The organism is Bradyrhizobium sp. KB893862 SZCCT0404, assembly GCF_018130885.1.
Classification (GTDB): Bacteria; Pseudomonadota; Alphaproteobacteria; order Rhizobiales; family Xanthobacteraceae; genus Bradyrhizobium; species Bradyrhizobium stylosanthis.
Genome location: NZ_JAFCLT010000002.1, coordinates 960,729 through 980,990, shown reverse-complemented (window position 1 = coordinate 980,990; position 20,262 = coordinate 960,729). Strand labels below are relative to the sequence as shown.

The following is a 20,262-nucleotide window of genomic DNA, read 5'->3' as shown; positions in this document are numbered from 1 at the left end:
GGTCAGCTTTCCGGAACGAGGAAGATCGCAGCGAGCGGCGGGATGGTCAGGCGAAGCTCGGGCGTCTTGCCGTCAACGGTCCGAACCTCGCCGATGTTCCCGACATTGCTGCCGCCATAATGGGCGGAGTCCGAATTGAAGACTTCCTTCCACTTGCCCGCCAGGGGCACGCGGACGCGATAGTTCTGGTAGACGTTGGGTGAGAAGTTGACGATCACCAGGCACCGTGCGTGCTCGTCAAAACCCTTGCGCAGCCAGGCGAACACGTTGCGATTGGCATCGTCAGTGATCACCCATTCGAACCCCGCCTGGTCGCAGTCCATCTGATGCAGCGCCGGCACCGCGCGGTAGAGCCGGTTGAGGTCGCGGATCACCGCCTGGACACCGGAATGGTACTTGTATTCGAGCAGGTGCCAGTCGAGCGACTGGTCGTGATTCCATTCGCGGCTCTGCGCGATCTCGGCGCCCATGAACATCAGCTTCTTGCCGGGATGGCCGAACATGAAGCTGTAATAGGCGCGCAAATTCGCAAAGCGTTGCCACTCGTCGCCGGGCATGCGGCCGAGCAGGGAGCGCTTGCCGTGCACGACCTCGTCATGCGACAGCGGCAGGATGAAGTTCTCCGAGAAGGCGTAGTGCAGGCCGAACAGGATCTCGCCGTGATGGTGCTTGCGGTGAACGGGATCCTTGCTGATGTAGTTCAGCGTGTCGTGCATCCAGCCCATGTTCCACTTGTAGCCGAAGCCGAGCCCGCCGAATTCGACCGGGCGCGAGACCTGCGGCCATGCGGTGGACTCTTCCGCCGCCGTGGTCGCCTGCGGGAAGCGTGCGAACAGCTCGGTGTTGAAGCGGCGCAGGAAATTGATCGCCTCGATGTTCTCGCGGCCGCCGTACTGGTTCGGAATCCAGGCGCCGGGCGGCCGGCTGTAGTCGAGGTAGAGCATGGAGGCCACGGCGTCGACGCGCAGGCCGTCGATGGCGTAGCGCTCGAGCCAGAACAGCGCGTTCGAGACCAGGAAGTTGGTCACTTCGGTGCGGCCGTAATTGTAGATCAGCGTGCCCCAGTCGAGATGGCGGCCCTGCAGCGGGTTGGCGTGCTCGTAGAGCGCCGTGCCGTCGAAGCTGCCGAGCCCGTGCGGATCGTCGGGGAAATGTCCGGGCACCCAGTCGAGCAGCACGCCGATGCCCTCGCGATGGCATGCATCGACCAGGGCGGCAAAATCCTCCGGCGTGCCGAAGCGGCTGGTCGGCGCATAGAGCCCGGTTGGTTGGTAGCCCCATGAGCCGTCGAACGGATGCTCGCTGACGGGCAGGAATTCCAGATGCGTGAACCCCATGTCGCGGGCATAGGCCGGCAGCTGCTCGGCCAGCTCGCGATAGGTCAGCCATTCGTCGCCGTTCTTGCGCCGCCACGAGCCGAGATGGACCTCGTAGATCGACATCGGCGCCGACAGCGCGTTGATGCCGTCGGGCGCGGGCCGCGGACGCGGCAGATGCGCCTCGTCGAACACGATGGAGGCGGTCTTCGGGCGCACCTCGCTGGCGAACGCCAGCGGATCGGATTTCAGCGGCAGCAGGTGGCCATGCGGGCCGATGATCTCGAACTTGTAGTGATCGCCGTTCTTCGCATGCGGGATGAACAATTCCCAATAGCCGGCGCCGCGTACCCGCATCGGATGGCGCCGCCCGTCCCAGAAATTGAAATCGCCGACCACGGACACGCGCCGCGCATTCGGCGCCAGCACCACGAAGCCGATGCCGTCGATGCCTTCGAGCCGCATCGGATGCGCGCCGAGCTTGTCATAGAGGCGCTGATGCGTGCCTTCGCCGAGCAGATACAGATCGAAATCGGTCAGGATCGGCGGGAAGCGATAAGCATCCTCGAACTCGACGACGTTGTCGCCGAACTTGGCCCGGAGCTGGTAGTGCTTCGAGCCGTTCGGGAGCGCGCCGACGAACAGGCCGGCATCGTGGACGCGGTCGAGCTTCGCCACCTCGCCATGGTCGCCCACCGCTTCGACATTGGAGGCCTCGGGCAGAAACGCGCGCACCACGCTCCTGCCGCCCTCGGGATGCAGCCCGAGATAGTGGAAGGGGTCGGAGTGGCGGCCCTCGATGATCGCGTAGGCTTCGGCTGGAAGTTTAGGCATAGGCTTCGCTTTCGGCGTTGGACAGAATGCGAAGCAGCACGGTCAGCGGCGCATGGAGCCCCTCAGGCCGGTGGGACAGCTCGTACTCTACTTCGTCGAACGCTTGATCAAGCAGGAAAAATCTTAACAGGCCGTCCGCGGCCTGCGCATCCTGCGGCCAGAGCCGCCGGTCGGTCATCGCGTCACGGTAGGCGGACAGGAAGGTCGCGGTGGCACGCCCGCGCCATTCGTCGAGCGCGGCCGTGAGCCGGCCTTGCTCCTCGGTCCCGCTCGAAAGCGCCCGGCTAAGGGCCCTGTTAACCGAAAGATCAATCGAACGGATCAGGCCGGCGACGTCACGCGCGGCAGGCAGCTTGCGCCGCTTCTCGGCCACGGGCAGACGCGGATCGCCGTCGAAGTCGATGATGAAGATGTCGTCCTTCACGATCAGAATCTGCCCGAGGCGGAAGTCACCATGATGACGGATGTTCAACCCGCCAATCCCGGAAGGCAATAGCGCAGTCAAATGACCGGGCAGGCTCGCTCGCATGGTCGCGAGCTGGTCGATCAGCGGGCGGTCGGCCTCCCGCAGGCCGTCGCGGCTGTCGGCCAACCGCTCGAAGACGCGTTCGGCCCGTGCCTTGAGATCGGAGGTCCATCGTTTGACGTCGGCGGGGCCGATCGGCTCCGGCGCGAGATCGGCCGGCTTTGCCGCCGCCAGCGCGACATGCAGCTCGGCAAGCCGCCGGCCGGCCTGCGCGATGAAGTGCAGATAGGGCGCCTGCTCCTGGGTCTCGCGCGGCGCTTCGCCCGCGGACAACAGCCGCTGCTCGTCGATGTAGCGGTCGAGATAGCCCGTAGTCATTGACCAGCCGTCGCCCTGGTTCTCGACATAGGCATGCAGCACGCCGAGCACGCTGCGCCGATTGCCTTCGACCAGCTCGGCGCTGCCGAGCAGCGCCGGCGTATTGGCGAAGCGGGCCACCTCGGTGAGATAGTGGCCGATCTCGATCTCGGGGTTGATGCCGTCTTCGAGCCGGCGATAGATCTTGGCGACGTATTGATTATCGACGAGCGCCGTGCTGTTGGACTGCTCGATCGCGCGAATGCGTTGGGGCTCCTTGATGGTGTAGTCGGCGAACCGGCTGGTGGCCTTGAACTCCAGCCGCAGGTCGTTCTCCTCCACCACAAGGTTCTGCGACAGGTTGCGCAGGAACAGGCCGATGAAGATCTGTTCGCTCGCGACATCGAGCAGCGTGCCTTCGCGCGCGCCCTGGCGTACGGCGGCCAGCGCCTTCGGATTGAAACGCTCGCGGTCGAAGCGCACCCATTCGATCTGCAGCGGCAGCACGTAGCGTGTCGCCGGGTCGCCTTGCTTCGTCTGGAAGAAGGCGATCCAGGGCCGGTTGTCGCCGATGTCGCAGAACGGCACCGCCGAGGTCAGCGCGGTCTCGATGTGCTTGGGATCGTGCTCGGGATACCATCGCGTCCGCGACAGGAATCCCGGCAGCACGTCGCGTTCGAACACGCCGCGCTCGCGAGCCAGCGAAACCCAGTTCGAGTTCACCGGCACCACCAGCGTTTCGAATTCGGGCACCGCGCGCGGCACCACCGGCTCGGACTTGTCGCGCTCCTGCAGCTGGAACCAGTAGAAGCCGTAGGGCCCCAGCGTGATCATGTAGGGCAGTTCACCGATCGGCGGGAAACGCGTCCGCCCGAGCATCTCCTGCGGGATGCGATCCTTCCATGGCGACAGATCGAGCTCGGTCGCCTGGGCCGCGCGCGACAGGTTGGCCACGCACAGGATCACCTCGTCGTGGTATTGCCGGACATAGGCAAGCACGGCCCGGTTCGCCGGGCGGATGAAGGTCATGGTGCCGCGGCCGAAGGCGAGCGTCGACTTGCGCACCGAGATCAGCCGCTTGGTGGCGCTCAGCAGCGAAGACAGGCTGCGCGACTGCGCCTCCACGTTGACCGATTCATAGCCGTAGACGGGGTCCATGATCAGCGGCGCGTAGAGACGGGCCGGGTCGCAGCGCGAGAAGCCGCCGTTGCGGTCCGGGCTCCACTGCATCGGCGTGCGCACGCCGTTGCGGTCGCCGAGATAGATGTTGTCGCCCATCCCGATCTCGTCGCCGTAATAGATGATCGGCGTGCCCGGGAACGACAGCAGCAGCGAGTTCATCAGCTCGATCTTGCGGCGGTCGTTGTCCATCAGCGGCGCAAGGCGCCGGCGGATGCCGACATTGATGCGCGCCCGCGGATCGTTGGCATAGGTGGTCCAGAGGTAGTCGCGCTCGACGTCGGTGACCATTTCCAGCGTCAATTCGTCGTGGTTGCGCAGGAACAGCGCCCATTGGCAGCTCGCCGGAATGTCCGGCGTCTGGCGCAGGATGTCGGTGATCGGGAAGCGGTCCTCCTGCGCGATCGCCATGTAGATGCGCGGCATCAGCGGGAAGTGATAGGCCATGTGGCATTCGTCGCCGCGGCCGAAATATTCCTGCACGTCCTCCGGCCATTGATTGGCTTCGGCCAGCAGGAGCTTTCCCTTGGAATAGGCGTCGAGCTCCTGGCGCAGGCGCTTGATGATCGTGTGCGTCTCGGGGAGGTTCTCGTTCGAGGTGCCCTCGCGCTCGCAGAGATAGGGAATGGCGTCCAGGCGGAAGCCGTCGACGCCGGCATCCAGCCAGCGCTTCATCACCTGGATGATGGCGCTGACCACGCGCGGATTGTCGAAATTGAGATCGGGCTGGTGCGAGAAGAAGCGGTGCCAGTAGAAGGCGCCGGCCTCCGGATCCCAGGTCCAGTTCGATTTCTCGGTGTCGGTGAAGATGATGCGCGTGCCCTGGTACTTCTGATCGGTGTCGCTCCAGACATACCAGTTGCGGGCGCTCGAGCCCGGATGGCTGCGGCGCGCGCGCTTGAACCATTTGTGCTGGTCGGAGGTGTGGTTGACGACGAGCTCGGTGATGACCCGCAGGCCGCGCTTCTGCGCCTCCTGGATGAAGCGCTTGAAGTCCTTCATCGTCCCGAAATCGGGATTGACCGAGCCGTAGTCGCCGATGTCGTAGCCGTCGTCGCGGCCGGGCGAGGGATAGAACGGCAGCAGCCACAGCGCGGTGACGCCGAGCTCCTGCAGGTAGGGCAGCTTCTCGGTCAGCCCGGCGAAGTCGCCGATGCCGTCATTGTTGCTGTCGGCGAAGGCCTTGACGTGGAGCTGGTAGATGATGGCGTCCTTGTACCAGAGCTCATCGACGACCTCGGCAGCCTCGGCCTTCTTGGTATCGACGGAAGACAATACGTTCATGGCGTGACCCCTTACGCCAGGCAGCGGAACAGCAGCGCCGGATCGCGGTCGGGATCGATACGCAACCTGATCCCGCCCCATTCGATACGGGCCTGTTCGCCGGTGAGGAGGTTTTCGAGTGCCGTCACATGGTGTCGCTGCCCGCCGGCGTCAACCGTGACATCGCCGAGCGGCAGCCAGAATTCGCGCGCATGGCGGGAGAGCGCGATCACGACGACGATGGTGTTCGCGGGATCGGCCGCCTCCTTGGCGAAGGCGATCGTCTCGCCGTCCTCGATGCCGAGGAAGCGCAGGTTTGATGTCTGCTGAAGCGCCGCGTTCTCGTTGCGGATGCGGTTGAGCGCGGCGATGTAGGGCTTGATGTTGCCCGGTGCCTCCCAGTCGCGCTGCCTGATCTCATACTTCTCGGAATCCAGATATTCTTCACGGCCGGGGAGCGCGTCGTGCTCGCGCAGCTCGAATCCGCCAAAGATGCCGTAATTGCCCGACAGCGTCGCCGCCAGCGCGACGCGCGACTTGAACGCCCAGGGCTCGCCGCTCTGGAGATGATAGGGCAGGAGGTCGGCGGTGTTGACGAACAGGTTGGCCCGATAGAAGTCCCGCTCCGGATAACGCGTCAGCTCGCCGAGATGGTGCTCCAGCTCCCATTTCCCCGTGCGCCAGGGAAAGTAGCTGAAGGACTGCGCGAAGCCGAGCTTGGCGAGGCCCTTCATCAGCTTCGGCCGTGCGAAGGTCTTGGAGAACAGGATCACTTGGGGATGCCGGCGGCGGATGTCGCTGATCAGCCACTCCCAGAACGCAAGCGGCGCGGTGTCGTGATTGTCAATGGCGAAGATGGTCACTCCGTGGTCGATCCAGAACAGCATGGCGTCGCGGAACGCATTCCACAGCCCGGTCCGATCGACCGAGCCGAAATCGGGGATGACGATGTCCGAATAGGGCCCGTCCGCCGTCCGCACCGAGCGGTCCGGCCGCCATTTGAACCATTCCGGATGCTGCGTCAGCCAGGGATGGTCCGGCGAGCACTGCACGGCGAAGTCGATCGCGAGCTCGAGCCCGTATTCGAGGCATGTGGCGACCAGCGCGCGAAAATCCTCGATCGTGCCGAGCTCGGGATGCAGCGCATCGTGCCCGCCCGCGGCGGAGCCGATCGCATAGGGCGATCCGGGGTCATCTGCGCTCGCCACGGGCGCGTTGTTGCGTCCCTTGCGGCGCGTGTGCCCGATCGGGTGGATCGGCGTGAAATAGAGCACGTCGAAACCCATTGCGGCGATATCGGGCACGCGCGCGATGCAGTCGCGCAGAGTCCCGTGCCGGCCCGGCACCTCGCTCTGGCTGCGCGGCATCATCTGGTACCAGGCGCTGAAGCGCGCCTTGTCGCGGTCGATCGTCAGCGGAAAGGGCGGCGAGCGCGTAAGATCCGGCCGCGACTGGCTCTCGGCCATCGCTTCGCCGAGCTCGGCCGCCAGCAGCGGGGTGACGTCGCCGGTCTGGAGGTAGTCTTCGCATTGCTTGATGATCACGGCTGCGGCGTCCTGCCGCGCGCTATGCGCCTTGGTCAGGAGGCCGGCGCCCTCGATCGCATCGAGGCTGACATCAGCCCCGGTCCGCTGTTTTCGCGCGACGGCGTGCGACCAGGTGGCGTACTCGTCGGTCCAGGCCTCGATCGCGTAGACATATTGGCCGGGCTCAAGTGGCGTGAACGCGCCGGACCAGCGGTCATTGCCGTGATGGATCATCGGCTCGCTCCGCCATTCGCGATCCTGCTCTCCGCGCCAGACCAGCGCCGCACCGACGACGGCGTCGCCGTCGCGGTAGATGTCGGCCCAGACCTCGACCCGTTCGCCGGCAATGCGCTTCACGGCGAAGCGGCCGCCGTCGATCAAAGGATAGATGTCTTCGATGAGGAAAGCGCTGCCGGCTGCGGCACTCTCGACAGTTTGAATTGTCTTGTTCACGGTGATGCCATTGACAAGAAAGCAGGAGCCCGTTTCCCTTGTCGGGAACCTACGCTTGGTACCATTATAGAAAGCCGCTTGTGTGTCATTGGTTCCCTGGGGAACGGCAGGCGCAGTTTGCGAGTTACCCCTGACTAACCTCTTCCGCGACCTCGTTAAAATCGATGCCACCGGCCAAACAATGGCCTGCAAGCTGCGTGCCGAATGGATCTTTTAGCTCAAGCCCGGATCAAGGGCGTTCAGTCCGAATTCGTCGATGCCCTCGGCAAACTGCGGGTCACCGCGCCCGAGGCGCTCAAATCCATCCTCGAGGCCCTGCCGGAGAAGCGGGTCTACCGCTTCGTCAGCGGCCCTGTCGTGGTCCGCGCCCTGGGGCATCCGCGCACCGAATTGGTGACAGTCGGGAAACCGCCGCTGCAATGGAAGGTCGTCGGCAACGGCAATGTGATCGCGCAAGGCGAGACGCGCGAGCCTGTGATCGCCTGGCCCGACGGCATGCCGCTCGGCTATCACCGCCTGACGCTGACCGATGCCGGCGGCGTGAGCGAAGAGGTGCCGATGATCGTGGCGCCCGAGCGCGCCTTCGGCGGCGATTTCGACCGCGGCTGGCTGCTCGCGGTGCAGCTCTACAGCGTCCGCTCCGACCGCAATTGGGGCATCGGCGATTTCACCGATCTCGCCGGCCTGGTCCGGCTGGCAAAACAGCTCGGCGCGGACGGCGTCGGCCTCAATCCGCTGCATGTGCTGTTCGATGACCAGCCGGCCGATTGCAGCCCTTATTCGCCGAACAGCCGGCTGTTCCTCAATCCGCTCTATATCGACGTCGAGGCGATCCCGGAATTTTCCGCCGACCTCATCCCCGACGCGGCTGCGACCGCCGCGCGGCTGCGCCAAGGCGACCGTGTGCCCTATGCCGACATGGCGGCGCTGAAATGGCTGGCCCTGCGCGCCGCCTTTGACAGTTTCGTGAGAGGCGCGAGCGGCGTCCGCCGCAACCAGTTCGATGCCTTCCGTGCCGACCGCGCGCCGTTGCTGTCGCGCTTTGCCTGTTTCGAGGTGCTGCGCCATCGCTTCAACCGCCCGTGGTGGGAATGGCCGGCCGAATGGCAGCAGCCGGACGAGGCGAAATTCGCCGAGCTGCGCAACGGCCCGGACAAGCGCGAGGTCGAGTTCGTCGAATTCGTGCAGTGGACCGCCGACAGCCAGTTGCATGCGGCCAAGGAGCTTGCTCACCAGCTCGGCATGCGCGTCGGGCTCTATCTCGACGTCGCCGTCGGTGTGCAGTCGAACGGCTTCGATGCCTGGAACGAGCAGACGGCGATCTCGCGGCATCTCGCGGTCGGCGCGCCGCCCGACGTGCTCAACACGATCGGCCAGGATTGGGGCCTCGCCGGCTTCAATGCCGGCGGCTTGGAGGCCCAGTCGTTCGTGCCGTTCGCCGACATGCTGGCGGCGTCGATGCGCCATGCCGGCGCCATCAGGCTCGATCACGTGCTCGGCCTGAAGCGGCTTTATCTGGTGCCGCGCGGCTTCAAGCCCGACAACGGCGCCTATGTGCAGATGCCGTTCGAGGCGCTGCTCGGCGCCGTGGTGCGCGAGAGCGCGGCCCATAAGTGCATCGTGATCGGCGAAGACCTCGGCACCGTTCCGGAAGGTTTCCGCGAGACCATGCAGGATTTCGGCATCTGGTCCTATCTCGTCATGATGTTCGAGCGCGACGAGGCCGGCCGCTTCCGCAATGTCGACCACTACCGGCCCAACGCGTTGGTCACGCTGAACACGCATGATCTGTGCACCTATGCCGGCTGGCGCTCCTTCAGCGACCTCAAGATGAAGCGCTCGCTTGGGCTCGATCCCGGCGAGGACGACCAGGCGCGCTGGGATGCGCTCGGCGGGCTCGACGCGATCCTGCGCCAGAACGGCATCAGCGCCAACGACCTCTATTCCGTGCTCGCATTCCTGTCGCGGACGCCCTCGCGCCTGCTCGCGGTGTCCATGGAGGATCTCCTCGGCGTGATCGACCAGCCCAACATTCCCGGCACGATCGACGAGCACCCGAACTGGCGCCAGCGCCTTCCCGTCGCGCTCGACGAGATCGCCTCCAAGGTCGACCTCACGGCCTTGCGAGCGGCGACGCGGGAACGTTCCCTGACCGGCGGGAGTTGATCGGGCGGGGTTCTTTCAGGCTCGCACGACATTGTCTCAGAGGATCGAGGACTATGCGCTGATCGGCGACTGCGAGACCGCGGCGCTGGTCGGGCGCAACGGCTCGATCGACTGGCTGTGCTGGCCGGCCTTCGATTCCGATGCCTGCTTTGCCGCGATTCTCGGCGACCGCAAGAACGGCCGCTGGCTGGTCGCGCCCGCCGGGGACGTGACCTCGATCTCGCGCCGCTATCTCGGCAATACCCTCATCCTCGAGACACGCTTCGAGACCGGGACCGGCACCGTCGCCCTGATCGACTTCATGCCGCCGCGCGGCAAGGCCTCCGACATCGTGCGCCTGGTCCGCGGTATCAACGGCAAAGTGAAGATGCGGATGGAGCTCGTCATCCGTTTCGGCTTCGGCGTGGACATTCCCTGGGTGCGGCGGATCGATCATTCCCTGATGGCCATCGCCGGGCAGGACATGACGGTGCTGCGGACGCCGGTCGAGACCCGCGGCGAGGACCTGACCACGGTGTCGGACTTCGAGGTCAGGGAAGGCGAGACCGTCCCGTTCGTCCTCACCTACGGCCCCTCGCATCTCGATCCGCCCAAGCCGATCGACCCCGAGCTCGCGCTTCAGGAGACCGAGAAGTTCTGGAATGAATGGTGCGGCCATTGTACTGGGGACGGCGACTATCACGACCTGGTGGTGCGCTCGCTGATCACGCTGAAGGCGCTGACCTTTGGTCCGACCGGCGGCATCGTCGCCGCGCCGACCACGTCGCTGCCGGAGAAGCTCGGCGGTGCCAGGAACTGGGACTACCGCTTCTGCTGGCTGCGCGATGCCACCTTCACGCTGCTGGCGCTGATGAACTCGGGCTACACCGAGGAAGCCCTCGCCTGGCACAATTGGCTGTTGCGCGCCGCCGCCGGCTCGCCGTCGAACATGCAGATCATGTACGGCATCTGGGGCCAAAGGCGCCTGCTGGAATGGGAGGCGGGCTGGCTCGCCGGCTACGAAGGCGCGCAGCCGGTGCGCGTCGGCAATGCCGCGCATGCGCAGCTCCAACTCGACGTTTACGGCGAACTGATCGACGCCTTCCATCAGTCGCGCATGGCCAAGCTCAAGCTCGACGAGGAGAGCTGGGCGCTGGAATGCGCGGTGCTGCAGCATCTTGCCGAGGTCTGGGACCGGCCCGACCACGGCATCTGGGAGCGGCGTGGCCAGCCCCGGCACTACGTCTTCTCCAAGGTGATGACCTGGGTCGCGTTCGACCGCGGCATCAAGAGCGCCGAGACCTTCGGCTTCAAGGCGCCACTATTGCATTGGCGCGCCTTGCGCGAGACCATTCATCGCGAGGTCTGCCGCAATGGCTTCGACGCGATGGAAAATGCCTTCGTCGAGTCCTACGGCTCGAAACTTCTCGACGCATCCGTGCTGCTGCTGCCGGCCGTCGGCTTCCTGCCGGCCGACGACCCGCGCATCCGCGGCACCATCGCCGCGGTCGAAAAGCACATGATGCGCGACGGTTTTGTCCTCCGGCACGATCCGCGCGAAGTCTCCGAGGAGCAGCAGCCGATCGAGGGCGCGTTCCTCGCCTGCAGCCTGTGGCTCGCCGACGCTCACGTGCTCGCGGGCGATCTCGACAAGGCGCAAGCGCTGCTCGACCGCGTGGTCGGCATCGCCAACGATGTCGGCCTCCTGGCGGAAGAATACGATTCAGGTGCGAGGCGCCAAACCGGCAACTTCCCGCAAGCCCTGACCCACATCGCGCTGATCAACACCGCGCACAATCTCTCCGCAGCAAGGCAGGAGAGCGAGAAGCCGGCGGTGCAGCGGTCGAAGTGAGCGGTGACGGAGGACTCTCCGTTCCCTCCCCCCTTGCGGGGGAGGGGCAGGGAGGGGGGTACCACACGGGGATTCTCTCCGTCGCGCACCAGCTGCTGGTGCATCAACAGCGTCACCTTTTCCTGGGCTACCCCCCTCCCTAACCCTCCAGCGCAAGGGGGAAGGGAACATACTGCCATCGCGGTGCCAGTCGAGTTTCGTACTATCGGGCCTCAGCCAACCCCGTTCCGCTTCAAGATCATCTCCATCGCCTCCGCAAAACCGTCCTGCTCGTTGCTCCCTGTGACGTGGGTCGCCTCGTCCTTGACGTTGTCGGTGGCGTTGCCCATGGCGATGGAGGTGCCGCTGACGCGGAACATCGCCAGATCGTTCTGCATGTCGCCGATGGTGGCGACCGCGTCGGTCGAGATGCCCAGGCGCTTGGCCATAAACTCGACGAACGTGCCCTTGTTGAAGCCGGGCGGGGTGATGTCGAGATAATAGGTCTGCGAGCGCACCGCAGTGGCCTCGCTGCCGAGCGCCTCCTGCATCGCCTTCTCGCAAGCGGCGAGCCCGGCCGCGTCGGCGCTGGCGCCGACGATCTTGCAGGCGCTGGCGAGATACGGCGAAAAATCGGTGATGATGGTCGGGTCGGAGCGGATCGTGTGCTGCTCGTGCGCGACGTATTTGCCGCTGGGATTGTCGATCAGCCATTTGTCGGCGGTGAACAGCCAGATGTCTGCGCCGAAGTCGCGGAGGATTTGCAAGGACCGCTCGGCGGCGCTCGCGGGAATCAGGTGCTGCTCGACCGGCCTCATCTCGGGATCGATGATCGAGGAGCCGTTGAAAGGCCCGACCGGCAGCCACAGCGCCAGCGGCTCGATCAGGAAGCGCATGCCGATCGCCGGGCGGCTCGAGGTGATGGTGAAGCCGATGCCGGCCTGGTGCAGCCGTTGCACCGCGTTCCGCGCGCGGTCGGTCAGCGTCTTGTCCTTGGTCAGCAGCGTACCGTCGACGTCGGAGACCACGAGTGAGATGGGGGTCATGGCAGAACCTTGGGTATCGCACCGCCCAGTTTCAATTGCCGCACGATGCCGTCCACGATCGCCTCGACGGTCTCGTCGATGGAGACGGTGACGACGTGCTCGCCAGTTTCAGGCGGCTCCAGCGTGTCGAACTGGCTCTTCAGGAGGCCGGGCGGCATGAAATGGCCCTTGCGCTGCGCCAGCCGCTCGGCGATCAGCTCCTTGGTGCCGCGCAGAAAGACGAAGCGGACGTCGCTGCGGCCGCGCAGCAGCACGTCCCGATAAGTGTGCTTCAGCGCCGAGCAGGCGATGATGATGTGCCCGCCGCCCTTGCAGACCCGCTCGATCTCGTCGGCGATGGAGTTGAGCCAGGGCCAGCGGTCCTCGTCGGTGAGGGGATGGCCCGCCCGCATCTTCTCGACATTGCTGGCGGGATGAAAGCTGTCGCCGTCCTCGAAGCGCCAGCCGAGCCGCTGGCCGAGCGCGCCTGCGACCGTGCTTTTGCCCGAACCCGACACGCCCATCACGATCAACGCACAAGGTGCTTCAACGCGGCCCACGAAATTCCTCCGGAAGCGCGGCCCTGTCGACCAGCCAGACGGTCTCACCGTTCGAGCGCGCGCGTAAGGCCGGCAGATTCTCGCCATTGAGGAGGCGCGTCAAGATCGGCTGCTTGTCGTGCCCGGCAATCTCGAACAGCATTTCGCGGCAGGAAGCCAGAGCCGGCAGGGTGAGGGAGATCCTCGGCACGAAGGGCGCGACGTTCGCCTTGGGAACGCCGACGGCCCAGCGCCGGGTCTCCTCGATTTCAGGGTAGCCGGGAAATAGCGAGGCGGTGTGGCCATCCGGCCCGGCGCCCATCAGGACGAGGTCGAACAGCGGCCGCGCCGGGTCGAGCTGGTCCGAACCGTAGAAGGCCTGCAGTTCGTGCGCATAGGCCGCGGCGCCCTCGTCCGGATTTTCGACCACGGTCGGAATCGGGTGGAGGTGGCCGGCCGGCGCGTTGCGATCGAGGAAGGTGGCGCGGGCCACCGCCATGTTGTTGAGCGGATCGGTCTCGGGCACGAAGCGCTCGTCACCGATGAACCAGTGCACCCGGTCCCACGGGATCTTGCCGCGCCAGGCGTCGCTGCCGAGCAATTGATAGAGCTTCTTCGGGCTGGATCCGCCGGTCAGGCAGATGGCGATGCGCGAGGGGTTGGCCGCGATCCGCGCCATCACCCGTTCGGCGGCGGCTAGCGCCAGCGCCTCGGCGTCGCCTGCGACGATCAGCTTCGGCTGTCCGGCCGCGCTCACGAGTATTTCCGCCAGCTTCGCCCGTCGCGCCGCAGCAGCTCGTCGGCGCATTTCGGGCCGTCGCTGCCGGCTTCATAGGTCTCGATGCCGTTGGTGCCTTCGCTTGTCCAGGCGTCCAGGAACGGCTGCACCGCCTGCCATCCGGCCTCGATGCCGTCGGCGCGCTGGAACAGGATGTTGTCGCCGATCATGCAGTCGTAGATCAGCGTCTCGTAGCCGGTCGAGGGATCTGCCCGGAAATAGTCGCCGTACTTGAACTTCATCTCGACGCCGTCGATCGTGATGCTCGGCCCCGGGATCTTGGCGTTGAACTGGAGCTCGATGGTCTCGGTCGGCGCGATGCCGATGGTCAGGAAGTTCTGCGACAGGCGGTCGACCGTGGTCCCTGAGAACATGGACAGCGGCGCCTGCTTGAACTTGATCGCGACTTCGGTGCGCTTGTGGCCCAGCGCCTTGCCGGTGCGCAAATAGAACGGCACGCCGGCCCAGCGCCAATTGTCGATCATCAGCTTGAGCGCGACGAAGGTCTCGGTGGTGCTGCCGGGCTTGACGTCCTCGGTCTTGCGGTAGTCCGGAATCTCGTCGTCGCCGATGCGCCCGGCGAGATATTGCGCGCGCACCGAGTTCCTCAGCGCTTCCTCGCGGGTCGGCTGCTGGATCGATGTGAGCACGTCGGCCTTCTCCGAGCGCACCGAATGCGCGTCGAAGCGCGCCGGCGGCTCCATGGCGACCAGCGACATCAGCTGGAACAGGTGGTTCGGCACCATGTCGCGCAGCGCACCGGTGGCGTCGTAGAAGCCGCCGCGATGGCCGACGCCGAGCTTCTCTTCCACCGTGATCTGGATGTGGTCGATGTGGTTGCGATTCCAGATCGGCTCAAACATGCCGTTGGCAAAGCGCAGCACCAGAATGTTCTGCACCGTTTCCTTGCCGAGATAATGATCGATCCGGTAGATCTGGTGCTCGTCCATGATCTTCAGCAGCTCGGCATTCAGCGCCTTGGCCGATGCGAGGTCGGTGCCGAACGGCTTTTCGATCACGAGGCGCCGCCAGGCGCCGTTTTCCCTCGTCATGCCGGTGCGGCCGAGCTCGCGCGCGGTCGGCGCGAAGGCGGCCGGCGGGGTTGCGAGATAAAACAGGCGGTTGCCGCCGGTCTCCTGCGCGCATTCCAGCGAATCCAGATGCTCGCGCAAGCGGTCGAACGAGGGCGGGTCCTTCGGATCGGCCTCGACGAAGGTCACGCATTCCAGCAGCTTCTTGGCGATGTCGTCGTCGATGGGCCGCGTCGCGAACTGCCGCAGGCCCTTCATCAGGCTGTTGCGCAGCTCGTCATCCGACTGGCTCTTGCGCGCCACGCCGACCACGCAGAATTTTTCCGGCAGCAGGTGCTCGGCGGCGAGATTGTAGAGCGAGGGCATCACCAGGCGATGGGTGAGGTCGCCGGTGACGCCAAAAATGACGAAGGCGCAATTTTCCGGCTTGCGCTTGGCTTGCGGGTCTTGTGTCACGAACGATCGGCCTTCGCTTTGGTTACGCTCACTTCGGCTTCGAAGCGCCCGGCTGCTTCGGCTCCTTGTGCCCGCCGAAGCCGGCGCGCATCGCAGAGAGAATTTTTTCGGCGAAGGTGTGTTCCCGACGGGAACGGAAACGTGTGTAGAGCGCGGCGGTCAACACTTCGGCCGGCACGGCCTCGTCGATCGCGGCATTCACGGTCCAGCGTCCTTCGCCGGAATCCTCCACGAAGCCGGAATATTCCGCAAGCTGCGGGCTGTCGGCCAGCGCCGTCGAGGTGAGATCGAGCAGCCAGGACGGGATCACGCTGCCGCGCCGCCACACCTCGGCGATGTCGGCGAGATCGAAATCGTAGCGATGATCGGCGGGCAGGGCGTCGATATTGGCGTTCTTGAGAATATCAAACCCTTCGGCATAGGCCTGCATCAGGCCGTATTCGATGCCGTTGTGGATCATCTTGACGAAATGCCCGGCGCCGACGGGGCCGGCATGGATGTAGCCCTGCTCGATGCGGGGATCGCGCCCCTCGCGTCCTTCGGTGCGCGGAATGTCGCCGGCACCGGGCGCGAGCGCGGCGAAGATCGGGTCGAGCCGGTCGACCACGGCCTTCTCGCCGCCGATCATCATGCAATAGCCGCGGTCGAGACCCCAGACGCCGCCGGACGTGCCGACGTCGACATAGTGGATGCCGCGCGCCTTCAGCGCCTTGCCACGGCGGACGTCGTCCTGCCAGAAGGTGTTGCCGCCATCGATGATGACGTCGCCTTCCTGCATCACGCCCGCGATCGTGTCGATCGTGGTCTCGGTGATGTGGCCTGCCGGCAGCATCACCCAGGCGGTGCGCGGCCGCTCGAGCTTGGAGATGAACTCTTCCAGCGTCGCCGAGCCGACTGCGCCGTCGGCGGCAAGGCCGGCGACGGCCTTGGCGTCCTTGTCGTAGACCACGGTCGAATGTCCGTGGCGCATCAGGCGGCGAACGATGTTGCCGCCCATCCGGCCGAGGCCGATCATGCCGAGTTGCATGTAATGGATTCCCTTAGTTCAGCGCGTCGTTGAGCGCAGCATTGAGCGTTGCAAGGCCCTTCTCGAGCCCGCCCTTCAGGTGCACCCGCAGTGCGCGCCGGCCGCGCTCGGTGAGCACGTCGAAATCGCCGCGCGCCTGCGCCGCCTTGATCACGCCGAAGCTGGCCTTCTGGCCCGGTACGGCGAGGTCCTTGGCATCGTCGGCGGTGATCTGGAGGAACACGCCGCTGTCGGGGCCGCCCTTGTAGGCCTGCCCCGTGGAGTGCAGGAAGCGCGGCCCGAACTCGGCGCAGGTCGCGACATGCCGCTTCTCGCGCACTTCGAGCCGCATGGCCTGGAGCGCGTCGATGGTGGCCTTGTCGCGTGCGATGTAGCCGAGCAGGGCGACATAATCGCCCGCGCCGGATCGCGACAGATGCGCCTTGAGCCAGGAGGTGAGATCGCCATTGGCGCCGGCGGCGCGCAGCGCCGTGGCGTTGGCCTCGTCGGTGTAGAGATCGGCCTCGTCGGTCGAGACCACGGGCTGCTCGTCCGGCAGCGCCCCCGTCTTCTCGAACGATGCCGTCAGTTCGCGGGTCTTGATCTTGGCCGCCTCGACGTCGGGCTGGTCGAACGGGTTGATGCCGAGGATCGAGCCCGCCACGGCGGTCGCCATCTCGAAGCGGAAGAACTCCTGGCCGAGATGCTCGATCGACTTCACGGCGATACGCACGACGGGATGGCCCGCCGCTTCGATCCCGGCGAGAGCCGAGTCATGCGCGGCGTCCGCTTCGCCTTCGATGCGGATGTCGATGAAGAAGCGGTCGTTGCCATAGACCGAGGGATCGCCCAGCGGCTCGCCGTCGATCGGGATCAGGCCCTTGCCTTCCTTGCCGGTGGATTCGGCGATCAGCTGCTCGGCCCAGGCGCCGAAATCGGCGATCTTCTTCGACGAGAGGATCGTCACCTTGTCGCGGCCTTCGAGCCCGGCCAGCCCCATGGCGAGGCCGAGCTGCACGCCCGGGTTCTCGGCGGGCGGCACGTCCGGCCCGCACGAGCGCGCCATCGCAAGCGCGTGCTTGATGAAGGTCTTGACGTCGATGCCCGCGGTTGCCGCCGGCACGAGACCGAACGGCGAGAGCACCGAATAGCGCCCTCCGATCGAGGGCTCGCCATGGAAGATGCGGGCATAGTTCAGCTTCTTCGCCGCCTTCTCCAGCGACGAGCCGGGATCGGTCACCGCGATGAAGCGATGGCCGGTCTTCACCTTGGGACCGACGGCCTTGGCGACGCGCGCGTGGAAATAATCCTTCATCGCGTTCGGCTCGGTGGTGCCGCCGGACTTGCTGGAGACGATGAAGACCGTGTTGGCGATGTCGATCTTGTCCTCCATCGCCCGCACCTGCGCCGGATCGGTGGAGTCGAGCACGTGCAGCTTCGGGAAGCCGGGCTTCTTGCCGAAGGTTTCGGCCAGCACCTCGGGTCCGAGGCTCGATCCGCCCATGCCGAGCACGACGGCATCGGAGAACTTCTGGCCCTTCACGCGGCCCGCATAGTCCTCGTAGTCGGCAACGTCGGCCTTGGCCGCGCTGTCGAGCCAGCCGAGCCATTTGTTCTCGTCGGTGCCGGTCCAGACCGACTTGTCGCGCTGCCAGAGCCTGCGGATCTTCGCGGCGGCACGCCATTCCTCGGTGCTCTTGGCCACGGCCTTGCCGAGCCCGTCGCCGAGCGAAAGCTGCTGGCGGTCGAGCGCCGGCCCGAGCACGGTGGCGCGCTTGTGCGCGACCGCGCCATAGAGCTTGTCGGCGGCGTCCGCGAACAGCTTGACGCCGTCCTTGACCAGCTCCTCGGTGATCGCATCGAGCGAGATGCCCGAGCGCTCCAGCTCTTCCAGCACGCGCCTTGCGTCCTCGACGTTCTCTTCCAGGCTGTCGCGCGGCTTGCCGTGGTCGCGGAACGCGTCGAGCGTCGCCGGCGGCACGGTGTTGATGGTGTCGGGGCCGATCAGCTCCTCGACATAGAGCACGTCGCTGTAATCCTTGTTCTTGGTGCCGGTGGAGGCCCACAGCATGCGCTGCGGCTTGGCGCCCTTGGCGGCGAGCTTCTCCCAGCGCGGACCCGAGAACAGGCGCTTGTAGTCCTGGTAGGCGAGCTTGGCGTTGGCGATCGCGACCTTGCCCTTCAGCGCGGCGAGCCGCTCCTTCTCGGAGGGATCGTTGGCGCGTGCGATCTTCTCGTCGAGCTGCTTGTCGACCACCGCGTCGATGCGGCTGACGAAGAAGCTCGCCACGCTCGCGACATGCGACGGATCGCCGCCGTCGGCGACGTATTTTTCCAGGCCCGAAAGATAGGCCTCCGCAACCTCGAGATAGACCGCCTTGGAGAACAGCAGTGTGATGTTGATGCTGATGCCGTCGCCGATCAGCGTCTCGATCGCGGGCAGGCCTTCCGGCGTCGCGGGCACCTTCACCATCAGGTTCTTGCGGCCGACGTCCTTCCACAGCCGCCGCGCCTCGGCGACGGTGCCGGCGGTGTCCATCGCGAGGTAGGGCGAGACTTCCAGGCTGACATAGCCGTCGCCGCCCTTGAGGCGGTCATAGACCGGGCGCAGCACGTCGGCGGCGTTCTGGATGTCCTCGACGGCGACGGCCTCGAACAGGTCGGCCACGGTCCGGTCGCCGCGCTTCAGCGCCTTGCCGATCGGAGCGTCGTACTCGTCCGAGCTGCCGATCGCCTTCTCGAAGATCGAGGGGTTGGAGGTGACGCCTTTGACGCCGTCGGTGTCGATCAGCCGCTTCAGGTCGCCCTTGGCGATGAAGCCGCGGGCCAGGAAGTCCAGCCAGACAGCCTGTCCGTGCTTTTCCAGTTCTTTGACGGGATTCATGATAGTTATTTATCTCCAAGCCTGCGGGCGAGGGGTTTCCGCGCCGGTCCTGACGCGCTATCCTCTAGCTTACATGCTCCCGGGAGGGAACCAATCAAGCGTGTGGGAGTCATATCCTCCAGTGTAACTCCGTCGCGATCATGGCGATCCAGGCGGGAGTGGCTGTGTTGCGTAAAAAGTCGTTGGCCGGGAAAGGTTCGGCCGAGATCTGATTGCGTAACGTCTGCCGGCCGCTGCACAGCGGGTCGTCAACGGATCCCGATCCGCCCGATAGGTTGTGGTTCGGTCGCGAATGGCCGTGCTGGGGGAAAGCATGCACGTACTTCCTGACGGCCGCGATCTTGCCGTCCCGCAATCGGTCGCGCCGGCCATATGCGCCGATGCCTCCCACGATCTCGAAATCGGGCAATGCGCCATGCGCTTGCGGCTGCTGGTCGCGGCCGGCTTCGCGATGATGGTGTTCAGCGCGAGCCTCGCCTTCGACTGGTGGGATAGCCTCGGCGACTACGACACGGCGGCCGGCTATGCCGGCGTCGCGGTGTTCGGCCTGATCACCGGCTGGCTGATCTGGCGGCTCCCCTCCGAACGAGGGGCCGTGGTGATCGTGACGCCCTACGGCATCCGCGACCTGCGCATCGGCAACGAATTTCTGCTGTGGGAGTCGATCGCGGAGATTTCGACCGCGGAGCGCCGCGGGCACAGGATGATCGTGCTGACGCCGACGCCGGACTTGCAGCGGCAGCTCTCCTGCATTCGCGCCAGCAGCCGGACGGCCTCGCGCGGCGCACAGGACGATCGCATCCTCATCTCCGCCGAGGGCCTGGCGACCGATTTTGAGACATTGCTGCGCGCTTGCCGCGAGTGCCATGCCGCCAGCGATTCACGCACCGCATCGCGGCGCGACCGCGATCAAGAGTCTGTCAATCGTGACTCTGGCGCTCAAGGCCTGGCCGTACAAGCGTCATAAAGCTGCCGCCGGCAGGCGCCTATGCTGCACCGCCGGATGAACGGATATCCGGTAACGCCCGGATGTTGCGACCGAGTGACATTTGCTGGAAATGAGCGAAGATATACATAGATTCGCATAAATAACAGGCAGGTGCCTGTTCGTAACTCACCCGGTTGCCTACGTTGTGCGTTGCGTCGAGTCGGTCCCCGGGTGTCCAATGATCG

Annotated in this window: 12 protein-coding genes; 3 read left to right on the top strand and 9 right to left on the bottom strand. The window is 65.5% G+C overall.

Annotation, left to right across the window (positions count from 1 at the left end; all coding sequences use genetic code 11):
- Positions 1–2 precede the first annotated feature (2 nt).
- The 3 genes from glgB to JQ617_RS13390 are packed head-to-tail and all read right to left on the bottom strand — an operon-like array spanning position 3 to position 7,394.
- Positions 3–2,150 (bottom strand): 1,4-alpha-glucan branching protein GlgB, encoded by a 2,148-nt coding sequence (gene glgB, locus JQ617_RS13400; protein WP_212026697.1) that lies wholly within the window; start codon positions 2,148–2,150, stop codon positions 3–5.
- On the bottom strand, positions 2,143–5,436 hold the full coding sequence (gene treS / locus JQ617_RS13395; protein ID WP_212026696.1) for a maltose alpha-D-glucosyltransferase: 3,294 nt from the start codon (positions 5,434–5,436) through the stop codon (positions 2,143–2,145). The genes glgB and treS overlap by 8 nt, the downstream gene beginning before the upstream one ends.
- Positions 5,437–5,447: 11 nt before the next feature.
- Entirely contained in the window at positions 5,448–7,394 is a 1,947-nt protein-coding gene (locus JQ617_RS13390; protein ID WP_212026695.1) for a maltotransferase domain-containing protein, read from the bottom strand.
- A gap of 204 nt (positions 7,395–7,598) precedes the next feature.
- On the opposite strand from JQ617_RS13390, the gene malQ reads away from it, so the two are divergent.
- On the top strand, positions 7,599–9,560 hold the full coding sequence (gene malQ, locus JQ617_RS13385; protein ID WP_212026694.1) for a 4-alpha-glucanotransferase: 1,962 nt from the start codon (positions 7,599–7,601) through the stop codon (positions 9,558–9,560).
- Between the two features lie 31 nt (positions 9,561–9,591).
- Positions 9,592–11,391: a glycoside hydrolase family 15 protein gene (locus JQ617_RS13380; protein WP_212026693.1), complete on the top strand. Its 1,800-nt coding sequence runs from the start codon at positions 9,592–9,594 to the stop codon at positions 11,389–11,391.
- Between the two features lie 212 nt (positions 11,392–11,603).
- Here the strand turns inward: JQ617_RS13380 and JQ617_RS13375 are convergent, their stop codons facing one another.
- The 6 genes from JQ617_RS13375 to JQ617_RS13350 are packed head-to-tail and all read right to left on the bottom strand — an operon-like array spanning position 11,604 to position 19,089.
- Positions 11,604–12,416: an HAD family hydrolase gene (locus tag JQ617_RS13375; protein ID WP_212026692.1), complete on the bottom strand. Its 813-nt coding sequence runs from the start codon at positions 12,414–12,416 to the stop codon at positions 11,604–11,606.
- Positions 12,413–12,955, bottom strand: a complete 543-nt coding sequence (locus tag JQ617_RS13370; RefSeq protein WP_212026691.1) for a gluconokinase — start codon at positions 12,953–12,955, stop codon at positions 12,413–12,415. The genes JQ617_RS13375 and JQ617_RS13370 overlap by 4 nt, the downstream gene beginning before the upstream one ends.
- Positions 12,942–13,691, bottom strand: a complete 750-nt coding sequence (pgl, locus tag JQ617_RS13365; protein WP_212026690.1) for a 6-phosphogluconolactonase — start codon at positions 13,689–13,691, stop codon at positions 12,942–12,944. Before pgl ends, JQ617_RS13370 begins: the two co-directional genes overlap by 14 nt.
- Positions 13,688–15,199 (bottom strand): glucose-6-phosphate dehydrogenase, encoded by a 1,512-nt coding sequence (gene zwf / locus JQ617_RS13360; protein ID WP_212026689.1) that lies wholly within the window; start codon positions 15,197–15,199, stop codon positions 13,688–13,690. Before zwf ends, pgl begins: the two co-directional genes overlap by 4 nt.
- A 28-nt stretch (positions 15,200–15,227) precedes the next feature.
- Positions 15,228–16,226 (bottom strand): phosphogluconate dehydrogenase (NAD(+)-dependent, decarboxylating), encoded by a 999-nt coding sequence (gene gnd / locus JQ617_RS13355; RefSeq protein ID WP_212026688.1) that lies wholly within the window; start codon positions 16,224–16,226, stop codon positions 15,228–15,230.
- A gap of 13 nt (positions 16,227–16,239) precedes the next feature.
- Positions 16,240–19,089 carry a bifunctional transaldolase/phosoglucose isomerase gene (locus JQ617_RS13350; RefSeq protein ID WP_212026687.1) on the bottom strand — a complete coding sequence of 950 codons (2,850 nt, stop codon included), beginning with the start codon at positions 19,087–19,089 and terminating at the stop codon, positions 16,240–16,242.
- 292 nt (positions 19,090–19,381) lie between these two features.
- On the opposite strand from JQ617_RS13350, the gene JQ617_RS13345 reads away from it, so the two are divergent.
- Positions 19,382–20,056 carry an STM3941 family protein gene (locus JQ617_RS13345; RefSeq protein WP_212026686.1) on the top strand — a complete coding sequence of 225 codons (675 nt, stop codon included), beginning with the start codon at positions 19,382–19,384 and terminating at the stop codon, positions 20,054–20,056.
- Positions 20,057–20,262 lie beyond the last annotated feature (206 nt).